The 24311-nt window shown below is 63.9% G+C and carries 24 protein-coding genes; 16 read left to right on the top strand and 8 right to left on the bottom strand.

From position 1 onward, the window contains the following. A partial coding sequence (locus OC446_RS09550; protein WP_262028800.1) for an OmpA family protein occupies positions 1-841 on the top strand: 841 nt, incomplete at its 5' end. Between the two features lie 48 nt (positions 842-889). Here the strand turns inward: OC446_RS09550 and OC446_RS09555 are convergent. From OC446_RS09555 to OC446_RS09580, 6 genes are all read right to left on the bottom strand, one after another. Then, a complete protein-coding gene (locus OC446_RS09555) occupies positions 890-2665 on the bottom strand; it encodes an adenylate/guanylate cyclase domain-containing protein (RefSeq protein WP_262028801.1) in 1776 nt (591 codons plus the stop codon). A 187-nt stretch (positions 2666-2852) separates the two neighbouring features. Continuing rightward, entirely contained in the window at positions 2853-3767 is a 915-nt protein-coding gene (gene era, locus OC446_RS09560; RefSeq protein WP_262028802.1) for a GTPase Era, read from the bottom strand. Continuing rightward, entirely contained in the window at positions 3754-4464 is a 711-nt protein-coding gene (gene rnc / locus OC446_RS09565) for a ribonuclease III (protein ID WP_262028803.1), read from the bottom strand. Before rnc ends, era begins: the two co-directional genes overlap by 14 nt. 3 nt (positions 4465-4467) lie before the next feature. Further along, positions 4468-5244, bottom strand: coding sequence for a signal peptidase I (gene lepB, locus OC446_RS09570; RefSeq protein ID WP_262028804.1), 777 nt, complete (start codon positions 5242-5244; stop codon positions 4468-4470). A 202-nt stretch (positions 5245-5446) separates the two neighbouring features. Next, entirely contained in the window at positions 5447-5845 is a 399-nt protein-coding gene (gene acpS, locus OC446_RS09575) for a holo-ACP synthase (protein ID WP_262028805.1), read from the bottom strand. Continuing rightward, positions 5842-6600 (bottom strand): pyridoxine 5'-phosphate synthase, encoded by a 759-nt coding sequence (locus tag OC446_RS09580; RefSeq protein WP_262028806.1) that lies wholly within the window; start codon positions 6598-6600, stop codon positions 5842-5844. The genes acpS and OC446_RS09580 overlap by 4 nt, the downstream gene beginning before the upstream one ends. 136 nt (positions 6601-6736) lie before the next feature. Here OC446_RS09580 and OC446_RS09585 point away from each other — a divergent pair, with 136 nt between their 5' ends. Further along, on the top strand, positions 6737-6988 hold the full coding sequence (locus tag OC446_RS09585; RefSeq protein ID WP_262028807.1) for a hypothetical protein: 252 nt from the start codon (positions 6737-6739) through the stop codon (positions 6986-6988). 54 nt (positions 6989-7042) lie between these two features. Here the strand turns inward: OC446_RS09585 and OC446_RS09590 are convergent, their stop codons facing one another. After that, on the bottom strand, positions 7043-7300 hold the full coding sequence (locus tag OC446_RS09590; RefSeq protein WP_262028808.1) for a hypothetical protein: 258 nt from the start codon (positions 7298-7300) through the stop codon (positions 7043-7045). 304 nt (positions 7301-7604) lie between these two features. Here OC446_RS09590 and rpsF point away from each other — a divergent pair, with 304 nt between their 5' ends. The 14 genes from rpsF (at position 7605) to OC446_RS09660 (ending at position 23703) form a co-directional block, all read left to right on the top strand. After that, positions 7605-8006 (top strand): 30S ribosomal protein S6, encoded by a 402-nt coding sequence (gene rpsF / locus OC446_RS09595; RefSeq protein WP_262028809.1) that lies wholly within the window; start codon positions 7605-7607, stop codon positions 8004-8006. A 2-nt stretch (positions 8007-8008) separates the two neighbouring features. Further along, positions 8009-8269: a 30S ribosomal protein S18 gene (rpsR, locus tag OC446_RS09600; RefSeq protein ID WP_036353512.1), complete on the top strand. Its 261-nt coding sequence runs from the start codon at positions 8009-8011 to the stop codon at positions 8267-8269. Positions 8270-8397: 128 nt separating this feature from the next. Next, positions 8398-9360, top strand: coding sequence for a YybS family protein (locus OC446_RS09605; protein ID WP_262028810.1), 963 nt, complete (start codon positions 8398-8400; stop codon positions 9358-9360). A gap of 23 nt (positions 9361-9383) precedes the next feature. After that, on the top strand, positions 9384-9950 hold the full coding sequence (gene rplI, locus OC446_RS09610; RefSeq protein ID WP_009491072.1) for a 50S ribosomal protein L9: 567 nt from the start codon (positions 9384-9386) through the stop codon (positions 9948-9950). Between the two features lie 409 nt (positions 9951-10359). Continuing rightward, positions 10360-11853 carry a replicative DNA helicase gene (locus tag OC446_RS09615; RefSeq protein ID WP_262028811.1) on the top strand — a complete coding sequence of 498 codons (1494 nt, stop codon included), beginning with the start codon at positions 10360-10362 and terminating at the stop codon, positions 11851-11853. After that, on the top strand, positions 11850-13016 hold the full coding sequence (alr, locus tag OC446_RS09620; RefSeq protein ID WP_262028812.1) for an alanine racemase: 1167 nt from the start codon (positions 11850-11852) through the stop codon (positions 13014-13016). Before OC446_RS09615 ends, alr begins: the two co-directional genes overlap by 4 nt. Next, positions 13016-14413, top strand: a complete 1398-nt coding sequence (radA, locus tag OC446_RS09625) for a DNA repair protein RadA (RefSeq protein WP_262028813.1) — start codon at positions 13016-13018, stop codon at positions 14411-14413. Before alr ends, radA begins: the two co-directional genes overlap by 1 nt. 135 nt (positions 14414-14548) lie before the next feature. Continuing rightward, the gene (locus OC446_RS09630) at positions 14549-14845 is read left to right on the top strand and encodes a hypothetical protein (protein ID WP_262028814.1); all 297 of its coding nucleotides are present in this window, start codon (positions 14549-14551) and stop codon (positions 14843-14845) included. A gap of 470 nt (positions 14846-15315) precedes the next feature. Beyond that, positions 15316-16506, top strand: coding sequence for a cadherin domain-containing protein (locus tag OC446_RS09635; protein WP_262028815.1), 1191 nt, complete (start codon positions 15316-15318; stop codon positions 16504-16506). 184 nt (positions 16507-16690) lie between these two features. After that, complete coding sequence (locus tag OC446_RS09640) at positions 16691-17707, top strand: NADP-dependent oxidoreductase (protein ID WP_410055048.1); 1017 nt, start codon at positions 16691-16693, stop codon at positions 17705-17707. A gap of 146 nt (positions 17708-17853) precedes the next feature. Then, positions 17854-18459: a CvpA family protein gene (locus tag OC446_RS09645; RefSeq protein ID WP_262028817.1), complete on the top strand. Its 606-nt coding sequence runs from the start codon at positions 17854-17856 to the stop codon at positions 18457-18459. A gap of 182 nt (positions 18460-18641) precedes the next feature. Next, a complete protein-coding gene (gene purF / locus OC446_RS09650; protein WP_262028818.1) occupies positions 18642-20129 on the top strand; it encodes an amidophosphoribosyltransferase in 1488 nt (495 codons plus the stop codon). 8 nt (positions 20130-20137) lie between these two features. Further along, positions 20138-20881: an SDR family NAD(P)-dependent oxidoreductase gene (locus tag OC446_RS09655; RefSeq protein ID WP_262028819.1), complete on the top strand. Its 744-nt coding sequence runs from the start codon at positions 20138-20140 to the stop codon at positions 20879-20881. A gap of 422 nt (positions 20882-21303) precedes the next feature. Next, positions 21304-23703: an EAL domain-containing protein gene (locus OC446_RS09660; RefSeq protein WP_262028820.1), complete on the top strand. Its 2400-nt coding sequence runs from the start codon at positions 21304-21306 to the stop codon at positions 23701-23703. A gap of 118 nt (positions 23704-23821) precedes the next feature. Here the strand turns inward: OC446_RS09660 and hpf are convergent, their stop codons facing one another. Continuing rightward, positions 23822-24262: a ribosome hibernation-promoting factor, HPF/YfiA family gene (hpf, locus tag OC446_RS09665; RefSeq protein WP_262028821.1), complete on the bottom strand. Its 441-nt coding sequence runs from the start codon at positions 24260-24262 to the stop codon at positions 23822-23824. Positions 24263-24311: the final 49 nt, after the last annotated feature.

Consider the following 24311-nt stretch of genomic DNA (forward strand, 5'->3'; position numbering starts at 1 on the left):
CCGCACGATCATCCGCGAAGGCAACCAGGTCATTATTCGCCACGATGATACCGAACGGTTCCGCCGTACCTATCGCGATGCTGACATCCGCACCGAGCGGCGCGGCGCCGACGAGGAGGTGACCATCGTGCGCCGCCCCGACGGCTCCGAGATCGTGACCGTGCGCGACCAGTACGGAAACCTCGTCCGCCGCGTGCGGCGCGAGCCGGCCGGGCGGGAGGTCGTGCTCATCGAGAACCGGCGCAGCGGCATCGAGCGACGCCCCGGCTACGGATACGTCGAAGAGGAAGTCATCCGCATGCCTCCTCCGGTCGTCCGGATCCCGCGGGAAGAGTACATCGTCGAGACGGAGCGCGCCTCGGAAGCCGATATCGTGCGGGCCTTCACGGCTCCGCCGGTGGAGCGCATAGAGCGGGCCTATACCCTCGACGAGGTCCGTCGCAGCCAGCCGCTGCGCGAGCGCATGCGCCGCGTGGACGTGGACACGATCAACTTCGAGTTCGGCTCCTGGGAGTTGCCGCCGGACCAGATCGATTCCCTCAGGGGCATCGCGGACGGGTTGCGTCAGGCCATCTCCCGCAACCCGAACGAGATCTTCCTGGTGGAGGGTCACACGGACGCGGTCGGCTCGGACGAGGATAACCTGACTCTCTCCGACCGTCGCGCGGAAACCATCGCGACCATTCTGACTCAGCGCTACCAGATCCCCGCCGAGAACCTGACCACGCAGGGCTACGGCGAGCAGTATCTGAAGGTGAACACGCAAGGGCCGGAGCGGGAAAACCGCCGCGTGACCATGCGCCGGATCACCCCGCTGCTGCAGGGCCAGAACCAGCAATAAGCCAACAGGACCGGGAGGACGCAATCCTCCCGGTTCTTCTTTAAGACATCAGTCTGGAAGACCTGCCAGACGCAAGCCTTCCGCGAAGCGATCGAGCACTTCCCGGCTGAACGCAAGAGCCTTGCGGATGTCCGAGATCCGGATTTCGGGATATTCCTTCACCAATTCGCCAATGCGGTCTCGTGCGTTGTCGAGATCCCCGGCGAGGGCATAAGCCGGGGCGAGGGTCCGATGGATCCAGGCGGCTCTTGGTTTCGCCTTCAATCCCTTTTCCTGCCACAGCGCCGCTTGATCGTATCGCTTCGCGATAAAATGGGCGCACCCGATCCCGACGTCGCAGTTGAACGCCATGGGATCGAAAGGACTGAGACGCAACGAGCGCTCGAAATGCTGGATGGCGACCTCGGGGTCATCCTGGTAGTTGTGCAACCAGCCGGTGCGGTTCCAGGCCCAGGCGGAGTTCGGGTCCAGCGTGAGGGCTCGCTCCAGCATGGATTGCGCGCGCTGGTATTCTCGCGTGATGGTCAAAGCGGCGCCAAGCACCGTGAGAATAAACGGGTCGTCACCGGCAATCGCCGCGGCAGCCTGTGCCAGGCGCAGGGTCTCGCGCTGGTCGTCGGGCACGTTGCCGGACCAGTTATAGACGATCCGCTGCCCGCGGCACCACGCGGCCAGCGAGAGGGCGAGCGGATAGCCTGGATCGAGCAGAAGAGCCTTGGAGACGAGACGGGTCGCCTCCTTATTGGCATCGAACTCCAGCGCCCAGACGTGAGGCAGGGACCTCATGACGAGATCATAGGCGTCGAGGTTCTCAGGTCGCTTGCGTCTCGACCGTTCAATCTCGGCCGCCCGGATGGAGGGCTGGATCGAACCGACGACGCTGGCCGTGATCTGATCCTGGAGATCGAACACGTCCGCTATCACACCGTCGTAATGCTCAGCCCAGAGATGCATGCCGCTGACCGCATCGACCAATTGCGCGGTGATGCGGATCCTCTCCCCGGAACGCCTGACGCTGCCTTCCAGAACATACCGCACGCCCAGCTCGCGCCCGATCTGCTGGACGCTTACGTTGCGCTCCTTGTAAACAAAGGTCGAGTTGCGCGCGATGACGAAGAAGGACCTGAAGCGCGACAAGGCAGCGATGATGTCCTCAACGATGCCGTCTGCGAAATATTCCTGCTCCGGGTCCTTGCTGAGATTGGCGAAGGGCAGGACCGCAATGGAGGGCCTGTCCAGCGCAGAAGCGGTGGATCGTGCCTCGGCTGACGCCGCCGACAAGTCCATTCCGGCCAGAAGGCAGTAAACCCGGATCAGCCTTCCGATGTTCTTGAAGCGCTGCTCGCCGTAGTCCTCGAAGTGGTAGGGGAGCTTGTCCCTCACCTCCTCATGGACCTTTCCCGACAGGCAGATCCCGCCGGGCCGGGCCATCTTCTGCAAACGTGAGGCGATGTTCACACCGTCACCGAAGATGTCCCCGTCATCTTCGATGATGATATCGCCGAGGTTGATCCCGATCCTCAGCTGAAGAGGCTTCGAACGTTCCTCGCTGGAAGCCCTGGCCACCGCCTCCTGTAGATCGACGGCACATCGGACGGATTCGATGGGGCTCGAAAACTCGCAGAGGAATCCATCCCCGATGGTTTTCACCAGCCGACCGCGATGAGAACGGATTCTGGGCTCGATGACCTGCCGCCGCAGGTCTCGCAACCTACGCAGGGTGCCTTCCTCATCTTTGGACATGAGATCGGAATAGCCCACCACGTCAGCTGCGAGGACAGCGGCAAGGCGTCTTTGTGCCGTTTGGTCGGAAGAGCTGCTCATGGCCACTCCAGAGCGTCGACATCGGCACTGCTGAGCTACGTCAGGAGGGCCGATCCAAGCAATGGCTCGGCCTTCCTGGAACCTTCTATGATAAAGCCCGATGGCTGATCTGGTTGCGTCGAGACGGACCTTGAAATCGAGAGAAACCAAGGATTTTGGAGCGTCTACCGAGCCCGCGAGCGCGAGTTCAGCCGCGCGGGAACTCCAGGCCCATCTCCCGGTAGCGCTCGGGATCGTCGCTCCAGTTCTCGCGCACCTTCACGAAGATGAAGAGGTGGACCGGGCTTTCCGCGATTTCGGCGATCTCCTTGCGGGCCGCTTGTCCGATGGCTTTGATGGTCTGGCCGCCCTTGCCGAGCACGATCTTGCGCTGGCTGTCACGCTCTACGAACACGGTCTGCTCGATTCGGACCGAGCCGTCGGGGCGCACCTGCCACTGGTCGGTCTCGACGGTGGACTGGTAGGGCAGCTCCTCATGGAGGCGCTCATAGATCTTCTCGCGGGTGATCTCGGCGGCCAGCATGCGCAGGGGCGCGTCGGAAATCTGGTCCTCCGGATAGAGCCAGGGCCCTTCCGGCATCATCTCGGCGAGCTGGCGCTTCAGCGTCTGGACGCCGTCGCCCTTCAGGGCCGAGATCATGAAGGTGTGCGCGAAAGGCACCATGTCATTGAGCTTCGCGGCCATCTCGAGGAGCTTGGAGCGTTCGATCAAGTCGATCTTGTTGAGGATCAGGACCTTCGGGCGCTTCAGCTCCGGCAGCTTGGCGAGGATCGCCTCGGCCTCCTCGTCGATTCCCTTGCGGGCGTCGAGCAGGAGCGCGATCACGTCCGCATCCCCCGCTCCGCCCCAGGCCGACGTGACCATGGCGCGGTCGAGACGGCGCTTGGGCTTGAAGATACCGGGCGTGTCCACGAAGACGATCTGCGCCTCACCCTCGATGGCAATGCCGCGCACCAGGGCGCGGGTCGTCTGCACCTTGCGCGACACGATGGAGACCTTGGACCCGACGAGCGAGTTCAGAAGGGTCGACTTGCCCGCATTCGGCGCGCCGATGAGAGCGACGAAACCGGCCTTGGTGTTGGTCTGCTCAGGCTGTTCCATGCTCTTCCTCCGTCCATACGCCCTCTCTCATGAGAAGGCTTCGCGCCGCGGCCTGTTCCGCGATGCGCTTCGATGTGCCCGAGCCGAACTCGCCCTCGGCACCCTTCACCTTGACCATGACCCGAAATTTCGGAGCGTGATCGGGCCCGGTCTGCTCCGCCACGGAATAGGTCGGCGGCGGGAGACCCTGCCCCTGGGCCCATTCCTGCAGGGCACTCTTCGGGTCGCGCAAGGGGCGGCGGGGCGCTTCCAGCAGGGACTGGAACGAGCGCTCGACGAGGGCGCTCGCCGCTTCGTAGCCACCATCCAGGAAGACGGCGCCGATGATCGCCTCGCACACATCGGCCAGGATGGTCTGGTTGCGGCGCTCGCCCGAATGGGCTTCGCCGGCGCCGAGCTTGAGATAGGGCCCGACATCCCACGCGATGGCGATCTCCGCGCAGCTCTCGCGCCGCACGAGTTCCGCGAGGCGCCGCGAGAGCTCCCCCTCGGGTGCGCCGGGGAACTTCCGGTAGAGCAGCCCCGCGATGGCGAGGCCGAGCACCCGATCGCCCAGGAACTCCAGCCTCTGATAGCTCTGCCCGGCCGCCTGCGGGGCGCTGACATGGGTCAGCGCCTCGTCCAGGAGTTCGGGCTTCTCGAAGCGATAATCGAGCTTGTTCAGAAGCTCGTCGAGGTTCGGCCTGCGGCGTGCCACGGGTTACTCGATCCGCTCGAAGAGACGATTCCAGCGGATCTTCTGCGGCCATTCCCACGGACGCCACAGCGAAGCGCTCTCGTCGATGGAGAAGAAGATGATCTCGGCGCGGCCGACAAGGTTCTCGAACGGCACCTGCCCGACGCTCGCCTCGTCCCGCGAGTCGGTGGAGTTGTCGCGGTTGTCGCCCATCATGAAGAAGTGGCCCGGCTGGACCGTGTAGACGTTGGTGTTGTCCCAGTAGCCGCGGTCGCCGTCACGCTCGATGACGAAATGGGACACGCCGCCGGGCAGCGTCTCCTTATATTGCGGCACGGAGATCGTGCGGCCGTAGAGATCGGTGGTCTTGTAGTCCTCGACGCGCTCGCGCTGGACTGGTTGGCCATTGATATGCAGCACGCCGCCAATCACCTGGATCTTGTCGCCCGGCAGGCCGATCACGCGCTTGATGTAGTCGGTCGAATTGTCCTTCGGCAGCTTGAACACGGCGATCTCGCCCCGCTTCGGCTCCGAGCCGAAGATGCGGCCGGAGAAGAGGCCAGGGCTGAAGGGAATCGAGTGCTTGGAGTAACCGTAGGAATACTTGGAAACGAAGAGATAGTCGCCGATCAGCAGGGTCGGGATCAGGGACCCCGACGGGATGTTGAAGGGCTGGAAGAGCACGGTGCGCACGACCACCGCGATCAGGAGCGCCTGGACAATGACCTTGATGGTTTCCCAAAGGCCGCCTTCTTCGTTCTTCGCGCTGCTACCTGCGTATTTGCTGCTTTTATCGCTCACGTCCGTCGACCTATGCTCTTGGACCGCGACGGCGGGAGGCCGTCCTCATCCGGTGGCAAGTCGAGAGGGGTTTGCACTTAAGCCCCAAGGGCAAACCACTCTCGATTGATATGTTCGCTCCGGCCGCTCGCAGGGAGCCGGAATCCGTTCTCTTGCGGCATGCTCTAACCTAAGGCGCGTCCTGCCGCAACGCGGCCACGCCTCATACAGGCAGCGCCTCGATGATCACGAAGGCTTGAGCCAGGGGCGGATCGTCGGTCAGAGACACGTGGACCACCGCCCGGTGCCCCGCCGGCGTCATGGCCTGGAGGCGCTCCAGGGCTCCGCCGGTCAGCCGCATGGTCGGGCGGCCCGTTGGAAGATTGACCACTTCCATGTCGCGCCAGAAGACACCGTGGCTCAACCCTGTCCCCAGCGCCTTGGCGCAGGCCTCCTTGGCGGCGAAGCGCCGGGCATAGGACGGCGCGCGCGCGGCCCGCCTGTCGCTGCGGGCCCGCTCGCCCTCCGTATAGATGCGGTGCGTGAACCGGTCGCCGAAGCGCTCGATCGACTTCTCGATGCGCCGGATGTCGCAGAGGTCGGAGCCGATGCCGATGATCACGCCGCCACCTGTGCCCGACCCTGGTCCATGGCGGCGCGCATCCCCCGCACGGCCTCGGCTAGACCGACGAAGATCGCCTCCCCAATCAGGGAATGGCCGATATTGAGCTCCACGATCTGCGGAATCGCCGCGACGGGACGCACCGAGTCGAGGGCGAGGCCGTGACCGGCGTGGATCTCGAGGCCGAGACCGGCCCCGTGCTCGGCGGCGCGCTTCAGGCGCTCCAGCTCATGGGCGATCCGGGCCTCGTCCCCATCGGCGACCGCCTCGCAGTAGGTTCCCGTGTGGAGCTCGACCACGGGCGCCCCGAGGTCGCAGGCGGCGTCCATAACGGCGATTTCGGGCTCCACAAACAGCGACACCCGGATGCCCTCGCGTTTCAGCTCTTGGATCACCGGACGCAGATGGGCATGGGCGCCGATGATGTCGAGCCCTCCTTCCGTGGTGCGCTCCTCGCGCTTCTCTGGCACGAGGCAGGCCGCATGCGGATGGATCCGCGTGGCGAGCGCGACCATCTCGGACGTCGCCGCCATCTCGAAATTGAGCGGCACGAACAGCTCCTGCTTGAGCCGCCACATATCCGCATCCCGGATATGGCGCCGGTCTTCCCGCAGATGCGCGGTGATCCCGTCCGCCCCGGCCAGCACGGCCAGGTTCGCGGCCCGGACGGGATCGGGATGGATGCCGCCCCGCGCATTCCGCACGGTCGCGACGTGATCGATATTGACGCCGAGGCGTAGAGGAGGAGCTGTCATAAGGGTGTTTGTAGCAGAGAGAAGCTCATTTCCTAGCCTCCCGTGAGATACTTACGTGAACCTCAAAAACGGGTTTGCCACAGGGACACCGAACCGATATCAATGATATTAAGTATCATTGATCCCTCCTAGAGCGATGCTGCGCGTTATCACACTGATCCTGCTTGGCCTGCAAACCACCGTCTGGCTCTGGTTTCTGACCACGCTTTTCCTCATTAACCCCGATACTTCGGACATAGGGTGGACGGGTGCCTTCATCGCATTGCCGCTGACGATTTTTATCGCATTCGCTCTGCCGGCCCTCATCCTTGCACTTAAGCGGAAGATGCTGTGGCTTGCGCTGGCTCTCACCCTGCTTTCGCCCGGCTTTGCTTTCCTGGTGCTTTAACACTGTATCCCTTGCCTCCCCGCATACATCAAGGTTCAGGTGACGTTTCGAATCTTACTCCTCACCCTCATCAGTCTTGAATTCTTGATTTGCGCGGGTCTTTTCATTGGTGGCATTGCTTCCCAAGGGGATGCCGACGGCATTGGCCGGGGGATCGCCGCAGCCTATGCCATCGCGGCAATCCTGGTCTTTCTCTGCTTTGTCCTGCCGGCTTTTCTGCTTACAAGGAAGGAAAGATCGTCCACCCTGGCCCTCATCCTGGTGGGGATCCCGCTCGCCCCCCATCATTGGGGTCATTGCACCGGTGATCACCAGCTCCGAGTGGTATGTATCGTGGTTCGTCTGGCACCGGGCTCCCTGGCATCGATGATGCCTTGCCTTTCCGCCCCAGATCGACTATAGCCCCCGCTTCGCGTTCGCTCCGGCCGGGGGCTGAACGGACGGTGCGGCTTGCCGCATAGGGGTTTCACGCTCCGTCGTCCCGTGTCTCCGCCTTCGACAACCGCTCGGGCCTTGCAGGCTCGAAGGGCTTGGCGCCGATCGGACGCGCGAAACGGCCAGGCCACTCCTCAAAACAGTGCGACGGCTTGAACCTCAAACCTGAGAAAGGCCCACTATGCCTCTCTATGAGCATATCTTCATGGCTCGCCAGGATGTCACCCCGCAGCAGGTCGAAGCAATGGTCGACCAGTACAAGGGCGTCATCGAGCAGAACGGCGGCAGCGTCGACAAGACCGAGATGTGGGGCGTGAAGTCCCTCGCCTACCGGATCAAGAAGAACCGCAAGGCGCATTTCACGATGTTCAACCTCAACGCTCCGGCTCCGGCCGTGGCCGAGATGGAACGTCAGATGCGCATCAACGAAGACATCCTTCGCTTCATGACCATCAAGGTCGAAGAGCTCGAGACCGAGCCGTCCGTGATGATGCAGAAGCGCGACCGCGACGAGCGCAAGGACCGCGAGCGCCGTGAGCGCGATGGCGGCCCTGAGGGCGGCAACGAAGGCGAGGAGGCTTAATCATGGCATTTGGTGCTACTGGTGGCGCTGCCGGCGGCGGCCGTCGTCCGTTCTTCCGTCGTCGCAAGACCTGCCCCTTCTCGGGTCCCAACGCTCCGAAGATCGACTACAAGGACACGAAGCTCCTGTCCCGCTACATCTCCGAGCGCGGCAAGATCGTTCCTTCGCGCATCACGGCCGTGTCGGCCAAGAAGCAGCGTGAGCTCGCCCAGGCGATCAAGCGCGCCCGCTTCCTGGGCCTCCTGCCCTACGTGATCCGCTAAGCAAGACTTCGGCGGGCCGCCTCGCGCGGCCCGCCTTTCCATTCCGAGATCGCCCAGCGGTGAGAACCCGCCGGGACAGTTGGGGCCAAGCCCCTAACCCTGCCGACGAGCAGCGGGACAGCGAGACCATGAATTTTGTTGCAACAGGGATAGGCGCGGGCCTCGTATCGGCCCTTCTGACCGCGGTGATCGTCAAGGCGACCCCGCTCGCGGCCGTGTTGTATCTGCTCGCCCCCATTCCCGTCCTGATCGTGTCCCTCGGCTGGGACCACCGCTCCGGGCTGATCGCGGCCCTCGTCGGCGGTATTGCGATCGCCCTGATCCTGTCGCCGCTCAGCGGCCTGGGCTTCGCCGTCATCACGGCCCTGCCCGCCTGGTGGCTGTCCTACCTCGCCCTGCTCGGACGCCCCGGCCCGGACGGCACGATGGAATGGTACCCTGTCGGCCGGCTCCTGGCCTGGATCGCCGGGACGGCTGCGCTCACCATCATGGCCGCCGGGCTGATCTCGACAGGCGGCGATTATTCCGCGTTCGACCAGAATGCCCGCGCGGTCGCCGAAGCCTTCGTCGATACGCAGTTCACCACGTCCGGGCCCAACGCGATCGAGGCGGAAACCCGTGAGGAGCTGGTCCGCATCTTCGCGCGTCTGACGCCCTTCCTCTCGGCCCAGGGATTCACGACCGTCCTGGCGCTTTACCTTTGGGCGGCTGCCCGGATCGTCCAGGCCTCCAAGCGCCTGCCGCGCCCCTGGGCGCCGGTGCCGGATCTCGTGATGCCGCGCTCGGCTGGGTTGATCCTTGTCGGCGCGCTCGTCATCGCCACCTTCGACGGCTTCGTCGGCGCGCTCGGCATGGCCCTGTCGGGCGGTTTCCTGATGGCCTTCGCCCTCCAGGGCCTCGCAGCCATCCATGACCGCACGCGGGGCAAGTCGGGCCGCTCGTTCATTCTGTCGGCCATGTACGTGCTGATCTTCGTCACCCAGGGCATCCTGATGGTCGCCCTGGCCCTGTTCGGCATTGCCGACACCGTCTTCGGCCTGCGCCGCCGCTTCGGCACGCGGCCGAACCCGCCTCCCACCCTTTCCACCTGATCACGAACCTAAAGGAGACAACCATGGAAGTGATCCTTCTCGAGCGCGTCGCAAAGCTCGGCCAGATGGGCGAGACCGTGAAGGTCCGTTCCGGCTACGCCCGCAACTTCCTCCTGCCGCGCGGCAAGGCCCTGCGCGCCACGGATGCCAACAAGAAGCATTTCGAGACCCAGCGCGCCCAGCTCGAGGCTCGCAACCTCGAGCGCCGCAAGGAAGCGGAAGCCGTCGGCGAGAAGCTGAACGGCCAGAGCTTCATCATCCTGCGCCAGTCCGGCGAGACCGGCGTGCTCTATGGCTCAGTCTCGACCCGTGACCTCGCCGAGATCATGACGCAGAACGGCTTCACCGTTGACCGCAACCAGATCGCGATCAACCAGCCGATCAAGACCATCGGCCTGCACAACGTGCCCGTCGCCCTACACCCGGAGGTCGAGGTTCAGGTGACGATCAACGTCGCCCGTAGCCCCGAGGAAGCCGAGCGTCAGGCTCGCGGCGAGTCGGTCACGACCCGCGAAGAGACCAACCTCGACGACCTCGGCCTCGAGGTCGGTGCCGCCCTGGCCGAAGCCGGCGGCGACGAAGAGCTCTGAGGCGATCGACCGTTCCCGGCTACAAGGGCTGGGAATCGAATTCTCTTACGTCATCACCGGCCTTGCGCCGGTGATCTCGATCCCAGAGGCTCCGTGCTTCACAGGATCGGGCTGGTTGGCACGAGGCCGGCCATGACATCGGGGGAAGGTCCAAGCTGGACCGATTGCTCTAGTTCTTGATTTGTTCTAAAATCGCGCTCTCCGTCGATTCGACGGGGAGCGTTTTTCTTTCGTTTTCAGGCTTTTGGAAGAGTCAAGCTGCGACGCCTGCGAGACAAGGAACGGTGTGAGAATCGAGGACAGCGAGGACAGATGGGAGGAGTCCCGGCTTCGTGTCCGCCCGGCAACCTTTAGGACACCAATTGCGGTCTAAGAGACTCTAAACCCTTATCTGTTTCCGGAGCGCCAGATGGCCACCGCCAATGCCCTGATCGCCCGCCTCGAAACCGCAGAGCCGCAGTTTCGGACGCCTCCCAGCAACATCGAAGCCGAACAGGCTCTGCTGGGCGCGATTCTGGTCAACAACGACGCCTATTACCGCGTCTCGGACTTCCTCGAGGCCGCTCATTTCATCGAAGATCTGCACCGGCGGATCTACGAGGTCGCCACGAGCCTGATCAAGGCCGGCAAGGTCGCCACGCCGATCACCATGAAGACCTTCCTGGGTGACCAGGATCTCGGCGGAATCACGGTTTCCCAATACCTCGCACGCCTCGCCGCCGAGGCTACGACCGTCATCAACGCCGAGGATTACGGCCGCACGATCTATGATCTCGCGGTGCGCCGGAACCTGATCAATATCGGCGAGGAGATGGTGAACATCGCCTTCGACGCGCCGGTGGATTCCTCGCCACGCGACCAGATCGAAGAGGCCGAGCGCCGCCTGTATTCGCTCGCGGAAACCGGCCGCTCCGACGGCGGCTTTCAGCGCTTCTCCGATGCGCTCACGGCGGCCATCGACATGGCGGCCGCGGCCTACAAGCGCGAAGGCGCCCTCTCCGGCATTTCGACGGGTCTCATCGACCTGGACAAGTCCCTCGGCGGCCTGCAGCCGTCGGACTTGGTCATCCTGGCCGGACGCCCCGCGATGGGTAAGACCTCGCTGGTGACCAACATCGCGTTCAACATCGCCAAGGCCTATCGGGCCGAGAAGCAGCAGGACGGCAACCTGAAGACCGTCAACGGCGGCATCGTCGGCTTCTTCTCCCTCGAAATGTCGGCCGAGCAGCTCGCGACCCGTATCATCGCCGAGCAATCGGGCGTGCCGTCCTACAAGATCCGCCGCGGCGACATGCGCGAGGACGACTTCTACAAGATCACGGAAGCCGCCCGCGAAATGCAGTCGATTCCCTTCTACATCGACCAGACCGGCGGCATCTCCATCGCGCAGCTCACGGCCCGCGCCCGACGCCTCAAGCGCCAGCGCGGCCTCGACATCCTCATCGTCGACTACCTGCAGCTCCTTTCCGGCTCGGCCAAGAAGGGCGAGAACCGCGTGCAGGAGCTGACCGAAATCACCACCGGCCTCAAGGCGCTCGCCAAGGAACTGTCCGTCCCGCTCATCGCCCTGTCCCAGCTCTCCCGTCAGGTGGAATCCCGCGACGACAAGAGGCCGCAGCTCTCCGACCTTCGTGAATCGGGCTCGATCGAGCAGGACGCCGACGTGGTCATGTTCGTTTACCGCGAGGAATACTATCTGAAGAACAAGGAGCCGAAACCCGGCACCGAAGAGTACTTCAAGTGGCAGTCGGAGATGGATCAGGTCCACGGCAAGGCCGAAGTCATCATCGGCAAGCAGCGTCACGGTCCTACCGGCACCGTGCAACTCGCCTTCCAGGCCGACATCACCCGCTTCACCGACCTTGCGGATGAAGACAAACTTCCTGATCGGATTGGCGATTGACCAAGCATAACTCCCAGAATGAAGGCCCTGGCGGCATCCCCGAGAACACCGCCGGAGGCATCCTCCACATCGATCTCGACGCCTTGGCGTCGAACTGGCGCACTTTGCGCGACAATGCGGGCGGCGCGGAAACGGCCGCCGTCGTCAAGGCGAACGCCTACGGCACCGGCATCGAGAAGGCGGTCCCCGCCCTCGGGCAGGCCGGCTGCCGCACGTTCTTCGTGGCGCATCTGAGCGAGGCGATCCGCGCCCGCGCCGTGGCGCCGGATGCGACGATCTATGTGCTGAACGGCCTCTTTGCCGGCACCGGGCCGACCTATGCGGCCCACGATCTGCGCCCGGTGCTCGGCTCCTTCGATGAGATCGAGGAATGGGCCGGGTTGTGCCGTGCAGCGGGCCGGAAGCGGCCCGCCGCGATCCATGTGGATACGGGCATGAACCGGCTCGGCCTGACTGTGCCGCAGGGCTTGACGCTCAAAGACCGACCGGAGCTGAACGACTTCGAGACCGTGCTCCTGATGAGCCATTTCGTGAGCGCGGAAGAGAGCGACAATCCGTTGAACATTGAGCAGATCGAGGCTTTCGAGGCCGTGCGGTCGTCTCTTCCCGGCATCCCCGCGTCGCTCCCGAACTCGTCTGGCATCTTCCTCCGTGACAAGCCCGCCTACGACCTGGTGCGCCCCGGCTATGCGCTCTATGGCGGCAATCCCACACCGGACCGGGACAACCCCATGAAGCCGGTCGTCGGCCTGGAGGCCCGGATCGTGCAGCTGCGCTGGGTCGAGGCGGATCATACGGTCGGCTATAACGGCCGCTGGCTGGCCCTGGACAAGCGCCGAATCGCGACCCTCTCCGTCGGCTATGCGGACGGTTATCCCCGCTCCGCCAGCGCGCGCGGCAGGAGCGGCGACGATCTGCTTGCCGGCATGACCCTCGTGGCGGGCCATCCCTGCCCCTTCGCCGGCAACGTCTCCATGGACCTGATCACCATCGACGTCACCGCCGTGCCTGAAAACCAAGTTCGGCGTGGCGATACCGTCACCCTGATCGGCGGCGACCTGACCATCGAAGAGGTCGGCCGCCGGGCCGGCACCATCGGGTACGAGATTCTGACCAATCTCGGCTCGCGCTATGCCCGCGCCTATCGCGGGGGACAGGGCTGATGGCCAAGCGACACCCGTCCTTCGTGTGCCAGGAATGCGGCGCGGTCTATAACCGCTGGAAAGGCAAGTGCGAGGCCTGCGGCGGCTGGAACACCATCGCAGAGGAAGCCGGCGCCGCCAGTCCCATGGCAGGGCCCGTCGCCACTCGCCCGTCCCGCGCCAAGGGCAGGATCTTCCCGCTCGAAGGGCTTTCCGGAGAGACCAAGGAGGCCCCGCGCACGCCCTCCGGCATCGCCGAGCTCGACCGGGTCACCGGCGGAGGCTTCGTACACGGCTCGATCATCCTGCTCGGCGGCGATCCGGGCATCGGCAAGTCCACCCTCCTCATGCAGGCCTCCGCGGCTTTGGCCAACCGGGGCGAGCGCGTGGCCTATATCTCGGGCGAAGAGGCGGTGGCGCAGGTGCGCCTGCGGGCCGAGCGGCTCGGCCTCGGCCAGGCTCCCGTCGAGCTCGCCTCCGAGACGAATGTCGAGGACATCATCGCCACCCTGAGCCAGGGCCGCCCCCCGGCGCTCGCGATCATCGACTCGATCCAGACCATGTGGACCGAGACCGTGGAATCCGCGCCGGGCACGGTGACCCAGGTCCGTGGCTCCGCCCAGGCGCTAATCCGCTTCGCCAAGACGACCGGCACCGCCGTGATCCTCGTCGGCCACGTGACGAAGGACGGGCAGATCGCCGGCCCCCGCGTGGTTGAGCACATGGTCGATGCGGTGGTCTCCTTCGAGGGCGACACGGGCCATCACTTCCGGATCCTGCGCGCGGTCAAGAACCGCTTCGGCCCCACCGACGAGATCGGCGTGTTCGAGATGTCGGACCAGGGCCTGCGCGAGGTCTCCAATCCGTCCGAACTTTTTCTCGCCGGACGGGACATGGCGACACCCGGAACGGCGGTCTTCGCCGGGATGGAGGGCACGCGCCCGCTTCTCGTCGAGATCCAGGCTCTTGTCGCTCCGACCTCTCTCGGCACCCCGCGCCGGGCCGTCGTAGGCTGGGACCAGAGCCGTCTCTCCATGGTGCTGGCGGTGCTGGAGGCCCCTGGGGGCCTCAAGCTCGGCATGCACGACGTCTATCTCAACGTCGCCGGTGGCCTGCGCATCACCGAGCCCGCCGCTGACCTCGCGGCCGCCGCAGCCTTGGTATCGTCCTTATCCGGCAACCCCTTGCCGCCCGACACGGTCTATTTCGGCGAGATGGGCCTTTCAGGCGCTATCCGGCCCGTGGCTCAGGAGCAGGCACGGCTGAAGGAGGCGGCGAAGCTCGGATTCTCGGGCGCGGTCGCCCCGGCGCCTCGCGTGGATAAATCCAAAAAGGAAAAGCTGCCGCTGGCTGCCTCCTCGATCGGCCATATCACTGATCTCGTGGCAGGAATCGCGGCACGCCGACGCCGGGCTTGAAGGGAAAGCATGCCGCTTGGTCAGGACCGAATGCAACTTGACGGTATTTAGTCATAGTATAACATTTCCTCAGCAACCCAAATGGGCCCGGCCGGTCTCAGCATCGGACGAGCCTCGAATGTAGAGGGGGAAGAGATGGCAAAGAACTTTTCAAACGCTCCAGCCAGTGAGCCCGACAGCCCCAGCCTGTCCAGAAAGGGCAGCTTCGACATTACCGAGATTAGTGGCCCGAGTCTTTCCAGGAAAGGCAGCTTCGATATCACTGAGTTCAGCGGCCCCTCTCTCGCAAGAAAGGGCAGCTTCGACATCACGGAGATCGCTAGCCCCAGCCTCGCCAGGAAGGGTAGCTTCGACATCACGGAATTCAATTCCCATAGTCATGATCAGATGCCTGAGACCTACTTCAAGGCTGATGATCTGATCTTCCTATAAAGACATCTCTTCGGCCCGGCGCCTGCCGGGCCGACGTACACTGCGAAGAGAGCCACCTCTCTTTGGTGCTCGCGGGGCTCGGCTATCGTGGCGGCGCGATGCTCGCCTTGGAGTATGCCCGATTGAGCGGAGTAGAAGGGCTGCCACATTATGGAGCCCGCAGCTGACTTTACGGCAATCGGAGATCTGATACCGCCCCTTCTGAAGCCCCGTACTGCTGCCCCAAGTGCAGTTCAGCGAACACCGCCTCTTTGTGGTGATCCAGCCGTTCGTGTGAGCACGGCTGAAGGAAATCGAAGCTCGGGCTTTCATATGCGGTCGGGCCGAAGAGATCGGCTTAGACCAATTGGCTCGCTTGACATAAAGTTACATATGATGTGCCGTCTGACCTATATCTAACCCATGAGAGCTAGTTCATAATGGGTAGCTTAGAGCCCTTAGAGCTCCTGCCCTGACCTGGAGGATCAGAATTGCCCGCAACGATTACTCTCTCGGCTCTTAGCGTGGCCGAAAATCCGCAAGATGGCACCATCATCGGTAGACTGGGCGTTGACGGCAGCGCGCAGAATGAGGCCTTCACCTTTACTCTGGCGAGCAGCCTCAGCGACCGGTTCGAAATCAAAGACGTTACGGAGAACAACCGGACCTACTCTGTTCTTGTCGTAAAGACCGGTGGGCGGTTGTTCGATTTCGAGACCGTCGATCTGAATCACTTCGACATCTCGATCTCTGCGACGAGCACCGCTACTGGCGGGACGGTGGTTCCCGGCAAGTCTTTCCAGATCAGCGTCACGAACATCAATGAAGCCCCGACCGACCTCACCCTCGGGGGGATCGTAGCACCGACGGTCGCAGAAAATGCTGCAGCGGGCACTGAAGTCGCCTCCCTGATGGCTCTTGATCCCGATGCGAACGAGACTTTCAGCTTCAGCCTGACGGATAACGCCGGCGGTCGCTTCAAAATCATCGACAATAAACTCGTCGTCGCTGACGGCGCGAAGTTGGACTTCGAGACGGCTTCTTCGCTTCAGGTCAAGGTCAAGGTGACGGATTCTGGCGGCCTGAGCTTCGAGAAGACCCTGTCGATCGGCGTGACCGACGTAAGCGAGATCAGCGGTTCGGCGCGCAACGAAAAGCTCCGCGGAACCGAGAATGCCGAGATCATCAATGGTGGCGCCGGCAACGACTGGATCTGGGGCAATGGAGGCGACGACACCATCAACGGCGGAAGCGGCAAGGACATCCTCTTCGGCGGCGATGGCGCTGATACCTTCGTGTTCGACACCCCCTTCAAAAAGGGCCATTTCGATCAGATCAGGGACTTCAAGTCCGGAGAGGACAAGATCCTCTTCGACCTCGATGCGCTGAAATCCTTCAAGATCAAGGCCTCACAAAAGGATCTTTTTGGCCTCTCCAAGAAAGGGCACCCGGACAAGAAGTCGTCCGTTGGACTCGACAAGATCTTCAAGGAAGGCAAGCTCGAGAAGAAGTTCTTCACCGTCGGGACAACGTCCAAGGATGGGAACGATTATGTCGTCTACAACAAGAAGAGCGGCAGTGTTTATCTCGACGTGGACGGATCCGGCGGCGCAAAGCCTATCGAGATCCTCAAGGTGAAGCCCGGCGCAGCACTGTCTTTCAACGATTTCCTGTTCATTTGAGGCCTGAAACCGTTTTAGTCCTTAAGCTCCGGCGGCATCCGCCGGAGCTTTTTTTGTTGCCCGCATCGTTTGAGGAACGCCTGACCGGTTTGATTGATGGCCCGGAACCCGGCCCTTCATGGCTTGAATATCCAACACGCCGTGACAGATGGATCCCTATCTCTCCCGTTCCAGGAACGAAGCCGTGACAGAACAGAACCTTCAAGTCCTCCTTGCGTCGCGGCCGGTCGGTCGTCCCTCGCCCGATAACTTTCAGTTCGTTCGGACCACCATCCCGACCCCTGGCGAAGGACAGGTTCTTCTCAAGATCCGCTATCTCTCGCTCGATCCCTATGTGCGCGGCCGCATGAGCGCTGCGAAATCCTATGCGGCGGCCGTCGAGATCGGGCAGGTCATGGAGGGAGGCACCGTGGCAGAGGTGGTGGAGAGCAAACACCCCGACTATACGGCAGGCGATATGGTTCTCTCCTATTCGGGTTGGCAAACTTTTGCCCTGTCGGATGGCACTGATCTGCGCAAGCTCGACCCGCGCCAGGCTCCCGTCACCACCGCCTTGGGCGTGCTCGGAATGCCAGGCTTCACCGCCTATGCCGGCTTGCTCACTCTCGGACAGCCCAAGCCCGGAGAAACCGTCGTCGTGGCTGCGGCAAGCGGACCCGTCGGGGCGACGGTCGGCCAGTTGGCCCGTATCAAAGGGGCTCGGGCTGTGGGAATTGCCGGAGGACCGGACAAGTGCGCTCTCGTTCGGGACGTCTTCGAATTCGATTTGGCGCTCGATCATCGCTCACCCACCTTTGCCGAGGATCTGCAGGCGGCCTGTCCGGATGGAATCGACGTCTACTTCGAGAATGTCGGCGGAAAAGTGTGGGATGCGGTTTTCCCCCTGCTCAATACGTTCGCCCGCGTCCCCGTCTGCGGCCTCGTGGCGCAATACAACAGCACCGGCCCCTTCGAAGGTCCTGACCGGATGCCCGTGCTCATGCGCGACGTACTGACCAAGAGCCTGACCATCCGCGGCTTCATCCAGCGCGAGTTCCACGCACAGCGCCCTGCTTTCTATCGGGAAATGGCCGAATGGATCGCCGAAGGGCGCGTCAAATACCAGGAGGACATCGTGGGCGGGCTCGAGAGCGCACCCGAGGCCTTCATCGGCATGCTGGAGGGTAGGAATTTCGGCAAGCTGATCGTGCAGGTTTCCTAAGCGGGAACCATAAGCGCTGCTCTTCGGCGGCCTTCGCACAGGCTGCTGGCGTTCCAAGGGTGACGAAAGCCTTTGTTAACGCTATAGAGCCAGGCTCCAAACCGCGAAGGCGGCTTCATTCCTGTCATTTTGCGTAGGCCCGGCCCATGCCCGTTTCCGTTCTGGACCTCGTCGTCATCGGTATCGTCCTGATCTCGGCTCTTCTTGCTGCCGTGCGCGGCTTCACCCGCGAGGTGCTCGCCATCGTGGCCTGGGTCGTCGCGGCCGCCGCGGCCTGGTACCTGCATCCGACCGCCCTGCCGATCGCGCATCAATATATCAGCAGCAACACGGTAGCCCTTGTTGCGGCCATCGGCGGCATCTTCGTCGTGACGCTGATCATCGTGTCGATCATCACGGTCCAGATTTCCGACCTGATCCTCGATTCCCGCATCGGCGCCCTCGACCGTACGCTCGGGCTCTTCTTCGGCGCCGCGCGCGGCTTCCTGATCTGCGTGATCGGCTGGGCGTTCCTCGGCTGGCTGGTTCAGGGCAAGGAGCCCGAATGGGCGGCCTCTTCCCGCACTCGCCCCGCCATGGAAAACGCCCGCGACAGCATCATCGCCATGCTGCCGGAAAATGCCGAGGCCATGATCCAGCGTCTGCGCAACAAGGAAGCGCCGGCAGAGACGGAGCCGGCCGAGCCCGATCCGCAGCGCCCGGCAGCCCCGGCGGCTCCCGCGGCCCCGCAGCCACCCCAGCGGCGCAGCTGAGCTTTCCGCGCCATTCCCGTGCGGTCTGAGGGAATTGGGATCGGGTGCAACAGTGCAAAGCCGCATTTGCACGCGTTCCGGCTTCACGTTCGCGGCAGCGGCAGAATAGCCATTGGCGTTTAGTCGAATGCCGACTACATAAGGGCGGCGCCGGTGGGGGCGCGAATCCCAAAGGTATGATCATGTCTTCTTTGTCTGAGACGTGGCAGGTCACCCCGAAGCAGGTGAACCTGGACCTCGACGGCGATACCCTGCGCGAAGAATGCGGTGTCTTCGGCATCTACGGTCACCCGGATGCCGCCGCCATCACGGCGCTCGGGCTCCACGCCCTGCAGCATCGCGGCCAGGAAGCGGCCGGCATTGTCTCCTACGACGGATCGGTCTTCCACTCGGAGCGCAAGCTCGGCCTCGTGGGCGACAACTTCTCCGACCGCGCGACCATCGAACGCCTCGAAGGCCTCTCGGCCATCGGCCATACGCGCTACTCGACCACGGGCGCGACCGTCCTGCGCAACGTGCAGCCCCTCTTCGCCGAGTTGGACGGCGGCGGCTTCGCGGTCGCCCATAACGGCAACCTGACCAACGGCCTGACCCTTCGCCGCAACCTCATTCGCGACGGCGCCATCTGCCAGTCCACTACTGACACGGAGGTGATCGTCCACCTCGTCGCCCGCAGCCGTAAGGACCGGGTCATCGACCGCTTCGTCGAGGCGATCCAGAAGCTCGAGGGCGCCTATGCCCTGGTGGCCCTCACCAACAAGAAGCTGATCGGCGCCCGCGATCCCTTAGGCATCCGTCCGCTGGTTCTGGGTGAGCTCGACGGCCGCTACATTCTCGCCTCCGAGACCTGCGCGCTCGACATCATCGGCGCCCGTTTCGTCCGTGACATCGAGAACGGCGAATGCGTTGTCATCTCGGACGAAGGCATTGAATCCTTCCGCTTCGTTCCGGAGCAGACCGCCCGGCCGGACATCTTCGAATACATCTATTTCGCCCGTCCGGATTCCGTCGTGAACGGCCGCAGCGTCTATGAGGTCCGCAAGGGCATGGGCCGCGAGCTCGCCCTGGAATCCCCGGCCGACGCCGACGTGGTGATCCCGGTGCCGGATTCCGGCGTCCCGGCCGCCCTGGGCTATGCTCAGACCTGCGGCCTGCCCTACGAACTCGGCATCATCCGCAACCATTACGTGGGCCGCACCTTCATTCAACCGACTCAGTCGGTGCGTGAGCTCGGCGTGCGCATGAAGCACTCCGCCAACCGCTCGGCGATTGCCGGAAAACGGATCGTGCTCGTCGACGACAGCCTCGTGCGCGGCACCACCTCGGTAAAGATCGTGCGCATGATGCGCGAGGCCGGCGCCAAGGAAGTCCACTTCCGCATCTCCAGCCCGCCGATCACGCATCCGGACTTCTACGGCATCGACACGCCGGAGAAGGAGAAGCTGCTCGCCGCCACCCATGACCTGGAGCAGATGCGCCAGTATATCGGGGCGGATTCGCTGGCCTTCCTGTCCATCGAGGGCGTGTACCGCGCCATGGGCGAGAAGGGCCGCAACCCGGCGCAGCCGCAATTCACCGACCACTGCTTCACGGGCGACTACCCGACGCCGCTGACGGATCTCGCCGTCGCGACACCGCGCCGTCTCGCCGTTCTCGCCGAAGCCGACTGAGCAATTCCATGGACAAGCCTCTCCTCAACCGCGTCGCGGTCGTCACCGGCGCTTCGCGCGGCATCGGCCGCGCGGCGGCCCTCGCTCTCGCCGAAGCCGGCGCGCACGTGATCGCCCTCGCCCGCACCCAGGGCGCGCTCGAATCCCTCGACGACGAGATCCGTGCCAAGGGCGCCTCCGCCACCCTGGTGCCGGTGAACCTGAAGGATTTCGACGCCCTCGATCGCCTGGGCGCCGCGATCTACGAGCGCTGGGGCAAGCTCGACATCCTTCTCGGCAATGCGGGTCAGCTCGGCGAGCTCGCGCCGATCACTCATATCGACCAGCCCGTCTGGGACGAGGTGATGGCGGTCAACGTGACGGCCAATTACCGTCTGCTCCGCTCTCTCGATCCGCTGCTGCGAGCCTCCGATGCGGGCCGGGCGATCTTCATCACGTCCGGGGCCGCCCACAAGCACAAGGCCTATTGGGGCGTCTATTCCGTGTCGAAGGCCGCCCTTGAGGCCCTGGTGCGCACCTATGCGGCTGAGACGGCGACGACCCCCGTCAGGACCATGCTGCTCAATCCCGGCCCGCTCCGCACCGCCATGCGCCGCACCGCGATGCCCGGCGAGGACCCGCTGACCCTGAAGACTCCCGAGGACCTCGCCCCTCACATCGTGAAGCTGGCGCTCCCTTCCTGGGACAGGACTGGCAAGATCTACGACTTCACCCAGGACGGAAAGATCATCGAGCCGCAGATGCCGGCTTGAGACGTGCCGGGCACGACTGATCTGGACGCTCCCTCAACGTCATCACCGGCCTCGTGCCGGTGATCTCGCTTCTATTGCGGATGACGCGTTTGCAATCGGGTTGGCCGGCAACACGCCGGTCATGGACATGAGAGGTCTTCACCGCCCCGCGCCCAGCGCGGCGTTAACCCTGCTGCCCGATAGGCATTCGTTCTCGCCCGCGCTTCGTTGACTTGCGGGGGCGATTCCTCACTTTACCGATCGGGACAATGTCCCGAAATCCTTGGCGGATTGGGGCTCACGTCGATGAAGCCGGTCCAAAGGCATGATGCCGCCCCGCCATACCGGTGAGAGACCGGATTTTTCTTCCCGATCTCTGTTTCCGGCCGGATTCCCTTTCGCGTGATCACATCCGCGCAGCGGGCAATCTGCAAAGGCTCACCATGCTGACCGTCTACGATTGCATCGTCTCCGAGCACGATCTCCGGCTCGTCGCCCTGGCGGCCCTGGTCTGCGCACTGGCATCGCTGACGGGGATCAACCTTCTCCATCATGCGCGCCGTACCGACGGGCGGGGCCATTTCGCCTGGCTGGCCATTGCGGCCGCATCGACCGGCTTCGGAATCTGGGCTACGCATTTCATTGCCATGCTGGCCTTTTCCCCGTCTTTGCCGACGGCCTACAACGTCACGCTGACAATCATCTCCCTGATTGCCGCCGTGATGCTGACGGGCATCGGCCTCGGCATCGCGCTGCTGCCCGGTCTTGCCCTCGCGCCCTGGATGGGTGGGGGCATCGTCGGCGGTGGCATCGCCGTCATGCACTATACCGGCATGGCCGCCTTCGAGGTCGCAGGCATCATCGCCTGGGCCCCTGCCCTGGTGGCGGCCTCGATCCTGCTGGGTGGTCTTCTCGGCGCTGTGGCGCTCGCGACGGCGCTCAATCGTTCGTCGCGCGGGGTTACACTTCTCGGCGCGCTTCTGCTCACCCTCGCGATCTGCAGCCATCACTTCACCGCCATGGGGGCGGTCAGCATCACGCCGGACCCCAGCATCGCGCTCTCGCCCTCCGCCATCCATACGGATTGGCTCGCCAGCGGCGTAGCGTTCGTCAGTCTCTCGATTCTGCTGCTCGCCGTCGTCGCGCTGAGCCTCGACATCCGGGAACGCCACCGCGCCTCGATGGAGATGCAGCGCATGCGCGACCTCACGGACGCGGCGGTGGAGGGCCTGGTTCTGTGCGACGGCGATTCCATCGTGACCGTCAACCAGAGCTTTGCGCGCCTGACCGGGCTCACGTCCGAGCAGATCGCCGGCCAGACACTGGACGCCTGGATCCCCGACAGCGCCAAGAGGGACAAGCTTTTCGGCTGGCCCGGACAGGCCGTCGAGACCGACCTGCGCAAACCGGATGGCTCGGTTCTGCCCGTCGAGCTGATCGCCCGGCAGATCAGCTACAACGGCGCGCCGCATAACGTCGTCGCCTTCCGCGATCTGCGCGATCGCCGGGATGCGGAAGCCCGCATCCGTTATCTGGCGCATCACGACCCGCTCACCGGCCTCGACAACCGCGCCAGCTTCGATCAGCGCCTCGACCGCGAGATCCGCCTGCACCGGCGAACCAAGCGGCAGATGGCCCTGCTCTGCCTCGACCTCGACGGTTTCAAGGAGGTCAACGACCTCTACGGCCATGCCGCCGGCGACCGAGTGCTTCAGGACATTGCCAAGCACCTCTCCTCGGTTCTCGTCGACGGGCAAATGTTCGCCCGGCTCGGCGGCGACGAGTTCGCGATCATCGCGCCTCACGTGACCGATCCGGCCCAGGCGGGGCAGCTCGCCCACGCGCTTCTGAAAGGTCTCAGATGGGACGAGGACGGCGTTCCGGTCGGTCTCGTATCGGTCAGCATCGGCATCGCGCTCTATCCCTCGGACGGCAAGGACCGCACGGAGCTTCTCTCCAGTGCCGATGCGGCCCTCTACCGGGCCAAGACCGAGGGCAAGGGGACCTATCGGTTCTTCGAGGCGTCCATGGGCGCCCAGATCCGGGAGCGCCGCAGCATGGAGCACGATCTGCGCGGCGCCATCGCCAACGATGAGCTGAGCCTCGCCTATCAGCCGCAGGCGCAGGTCGAGACGGGCGAGGTCAACGGGTTCGAGGTCCTGCTGCGCTGGAACCACCCGACGCGGGGCAGCGTCTCGCCCAGCGTCTTCATTCCGATCGCGGAAGAGAGCGGGCTGATCCTGAAGATCGGCGAATGGGTGATGCGGGAGGCCTGCCGCGAAGCCGCGAGCTGGAAGCGGCCGCTCACGGTCGCTGTGAACGTCTCGGCGCTGCAGCTGACCAGCGACGGCTTCGTCGAGTTCGTGCAGGCGACCCTAGCGCAGACCAATCTGCCGGCGAAGCGGCTCGAGATCGAGATCACCGAGACCGCTCTGGTCCGTGATCCCAACCGTGCCCTCCTCTCGCTCCAGAGACTGAAGGACATCGGCGTCAACATCGCCATGGACGATTTCGGCACCGGCTATTCCTCGCTCTCGAACCTGCGCGCCTTTCCGTTCGACAAGATCAAGATCGACCGGTCCTTCATCCAGGCGGTGCATGCGAACCCGCAGGCGGCCGCTATCGTGCGGGCCGTGCTCGGGCTAGGACGCGGCTTGGGGCTGCCCGTCATCGCCGAGGGCGTGGAGACATCGGAAGAACTGCGCTTCCTTGGGCTCGAGGGCTGCGCGGAAGCACAGGGCTACCTGTTCGGCCGCCCGGCACCCATCATGGAGTTCATGCAGCTGATTTCCGACAACATCATGGTGCTGCCGAAGCCGCTCATGCGAGCGGTTGGGGAGTAACCCGTCGCATAGATAATTCGGCCGGGAAAGAAGTTCCCCGGCCGGACATTCCCGGTGGCGCACAGGCCGCCCTGCCCGGCGATGGTCGCCGCAGGCCGCTGCGCAGAAGTTTGTCGGATTATTCGGCGGCGATGCGGTAGTCGCCCTCGTCGTTGACGGGCGGGGCGACCTCTTGGGTACGCCTTTGCGTGCGGCGCGGCGCGTTTCCTTCACGCAGGAGCATGTCCTTGTCCGTGCGGGCCGCCTTGTCCTCGCGCAGTTCGCGCTTGGAACGGCGAAGCTGCTTGGCCGTCTTCTGCAACGCGGCCCGGAAGGCGGCGTAAAGATCCTTGTTCTTGGCCTCGCCCGTCATCATCTTGAGGGCGCCCATCTGCATGTTCACGGTGCAGCGGTAGGTGATGCCCTCTCGCGTGACATAAACCGACGCCGCGCTCAGATGGCCGAAATACTTTCCGGCGACCTGATTGATGTTGGTCTTCGCATATTCGGGAAACGCATCGCCCAGATCGACTGCAGAGCTTTGCACCAGGATGTTGGATTCGGTGCTGTCAGGTTTCATTCGCTCCTCCGTTGGTGAAGGTTCGATGGCTAACGGCGCTCATCCATGA

Source organism: Microvirga sp. Mcv34, from assembly GCF_024519725.1.
Lineage (GTDB): Bacteria > Pseudomonadota > Alphaproteobacteria > Rhizobiales > Beijerinckiaceae > Microvirga.

What these genes read in the sequence shown, in the direction of transcription:
- rplI (WP_009491072.1), top strand. Translation starts at nt 9,384, where the DNA reads ATGGAAGTGATCCTTCTCGAGCGCGTCGCAAAGCTCGGCCAGATGGGC.
- OC446_RS09630 (WP_262028814.1), top strand. Translation starts at nt 14,549, where the DNA reads ATGGCAAAGAACTTTTCAAACGCTCCAGCCAGTGAGCCCGACAGCCCC.
- OC446_RS09655 (WP_262028819.1), top strand. Translation starts at nt 20,138, where the DNA reads ATGGACAAGCCTCTCCTCAACCGCGTCGCGGTCGTCACCGGCGCTTCG.
- era (WP_262028802.1), bottom strand. Translation starts at nt 3,767, where the DNA reads ATGGAACAGCCTGAGCAGACCAACACCAAGGCCGGTTTCGTCGCTCTC.
- OC446_RS09585 (WP_262028807.1), top strand. Translation starts at nt 6,737, where the DNA reads ATGCTGCGCGTTATCACACTGATCCTGCTTGGCCTGCAAACCACCGTC.
- purF (WP_262028818.1), top strand. Translation starts at nt 18,642, where the DNA reads ATGTCTTCTTTGTCTGAGACGTGGCAGGTCACCCCGAAGCAGGTGAAC.
- rpsF (WP_262028809.1), top strand. Translation starts at nt 7,605, where the DNA reads ATGCCTCTCTATGAGCATATCTTCATGGCTCGCCAGGATGTCACCCCG.
- OC446_RS09580 (WP_262028806.1), bottom strand. Translation starts at nt 6,600, where the DNA reads ATGACAGCTCCTCCTCTACGCCTCGGCGTCAATATCGATCACGTCGCG.
- hpf (WP_262028821.1), bottom strand. Translation starts at nt 24,262, where the DNA reads ATGAAACCTGACAGCACCGAATCCAACATCCTGGTGCAAAGCTCTGCA.
- OC446_RS09615 (WP_262028811.1), top strand. Translation starts at nt 10,360, where the DNA reads ATGGCCACCGCCAATGCCCTGATCGCCCGCCTCGAAACCGCAGAGCCG.
- OC446_RS09645 (WP_262028817.1), top strand. Translation starts at nt 17,854, where the DNA reads ATGCCCGTTTCCGTTCTGGACCTCGTCGTCATCGGTATCGTCCTGATC.
- OC446_RS09660 (WP_262028820.1), top strand. Translation starts at nt 21,304, where the DNA reads ATGCTGACCGTCTACGATTGCATCGTCTCCGAGCACGATCTCCGGCTC.
- rpsR (WP_036353512.1), top strand. Translation starts at nt 8,009, where the DNA reads ATGGCATTTGGTGCTACTGGTGGCGCTGCCGGCGGCGGCCGTCGTCCG.
- OC446_RS09605 (WP_262028810.1), top strand. Translation starts at nt 8,398, where the DNA reads ATGAATTTTGTTGCAACAGGGATAGGCGCGGGCCTCGTATCGGCCCTT.
- OC446_RS09555 (WP_262028801.1), bottom strand. Translation starts at nt 2,665, where the DNA reads ATGAGCAGCTCTTCCGACCAAACGGCACAAAGACGCCTTGCCGCTGTC.
- radA (WP_262028813.1), top strand. Translation starts at nt 13,016, where the DNA reads ATGGCCAAGCGACACCCGTCCTTCGTGTGCCAGGAATGCGGCGCGGTC.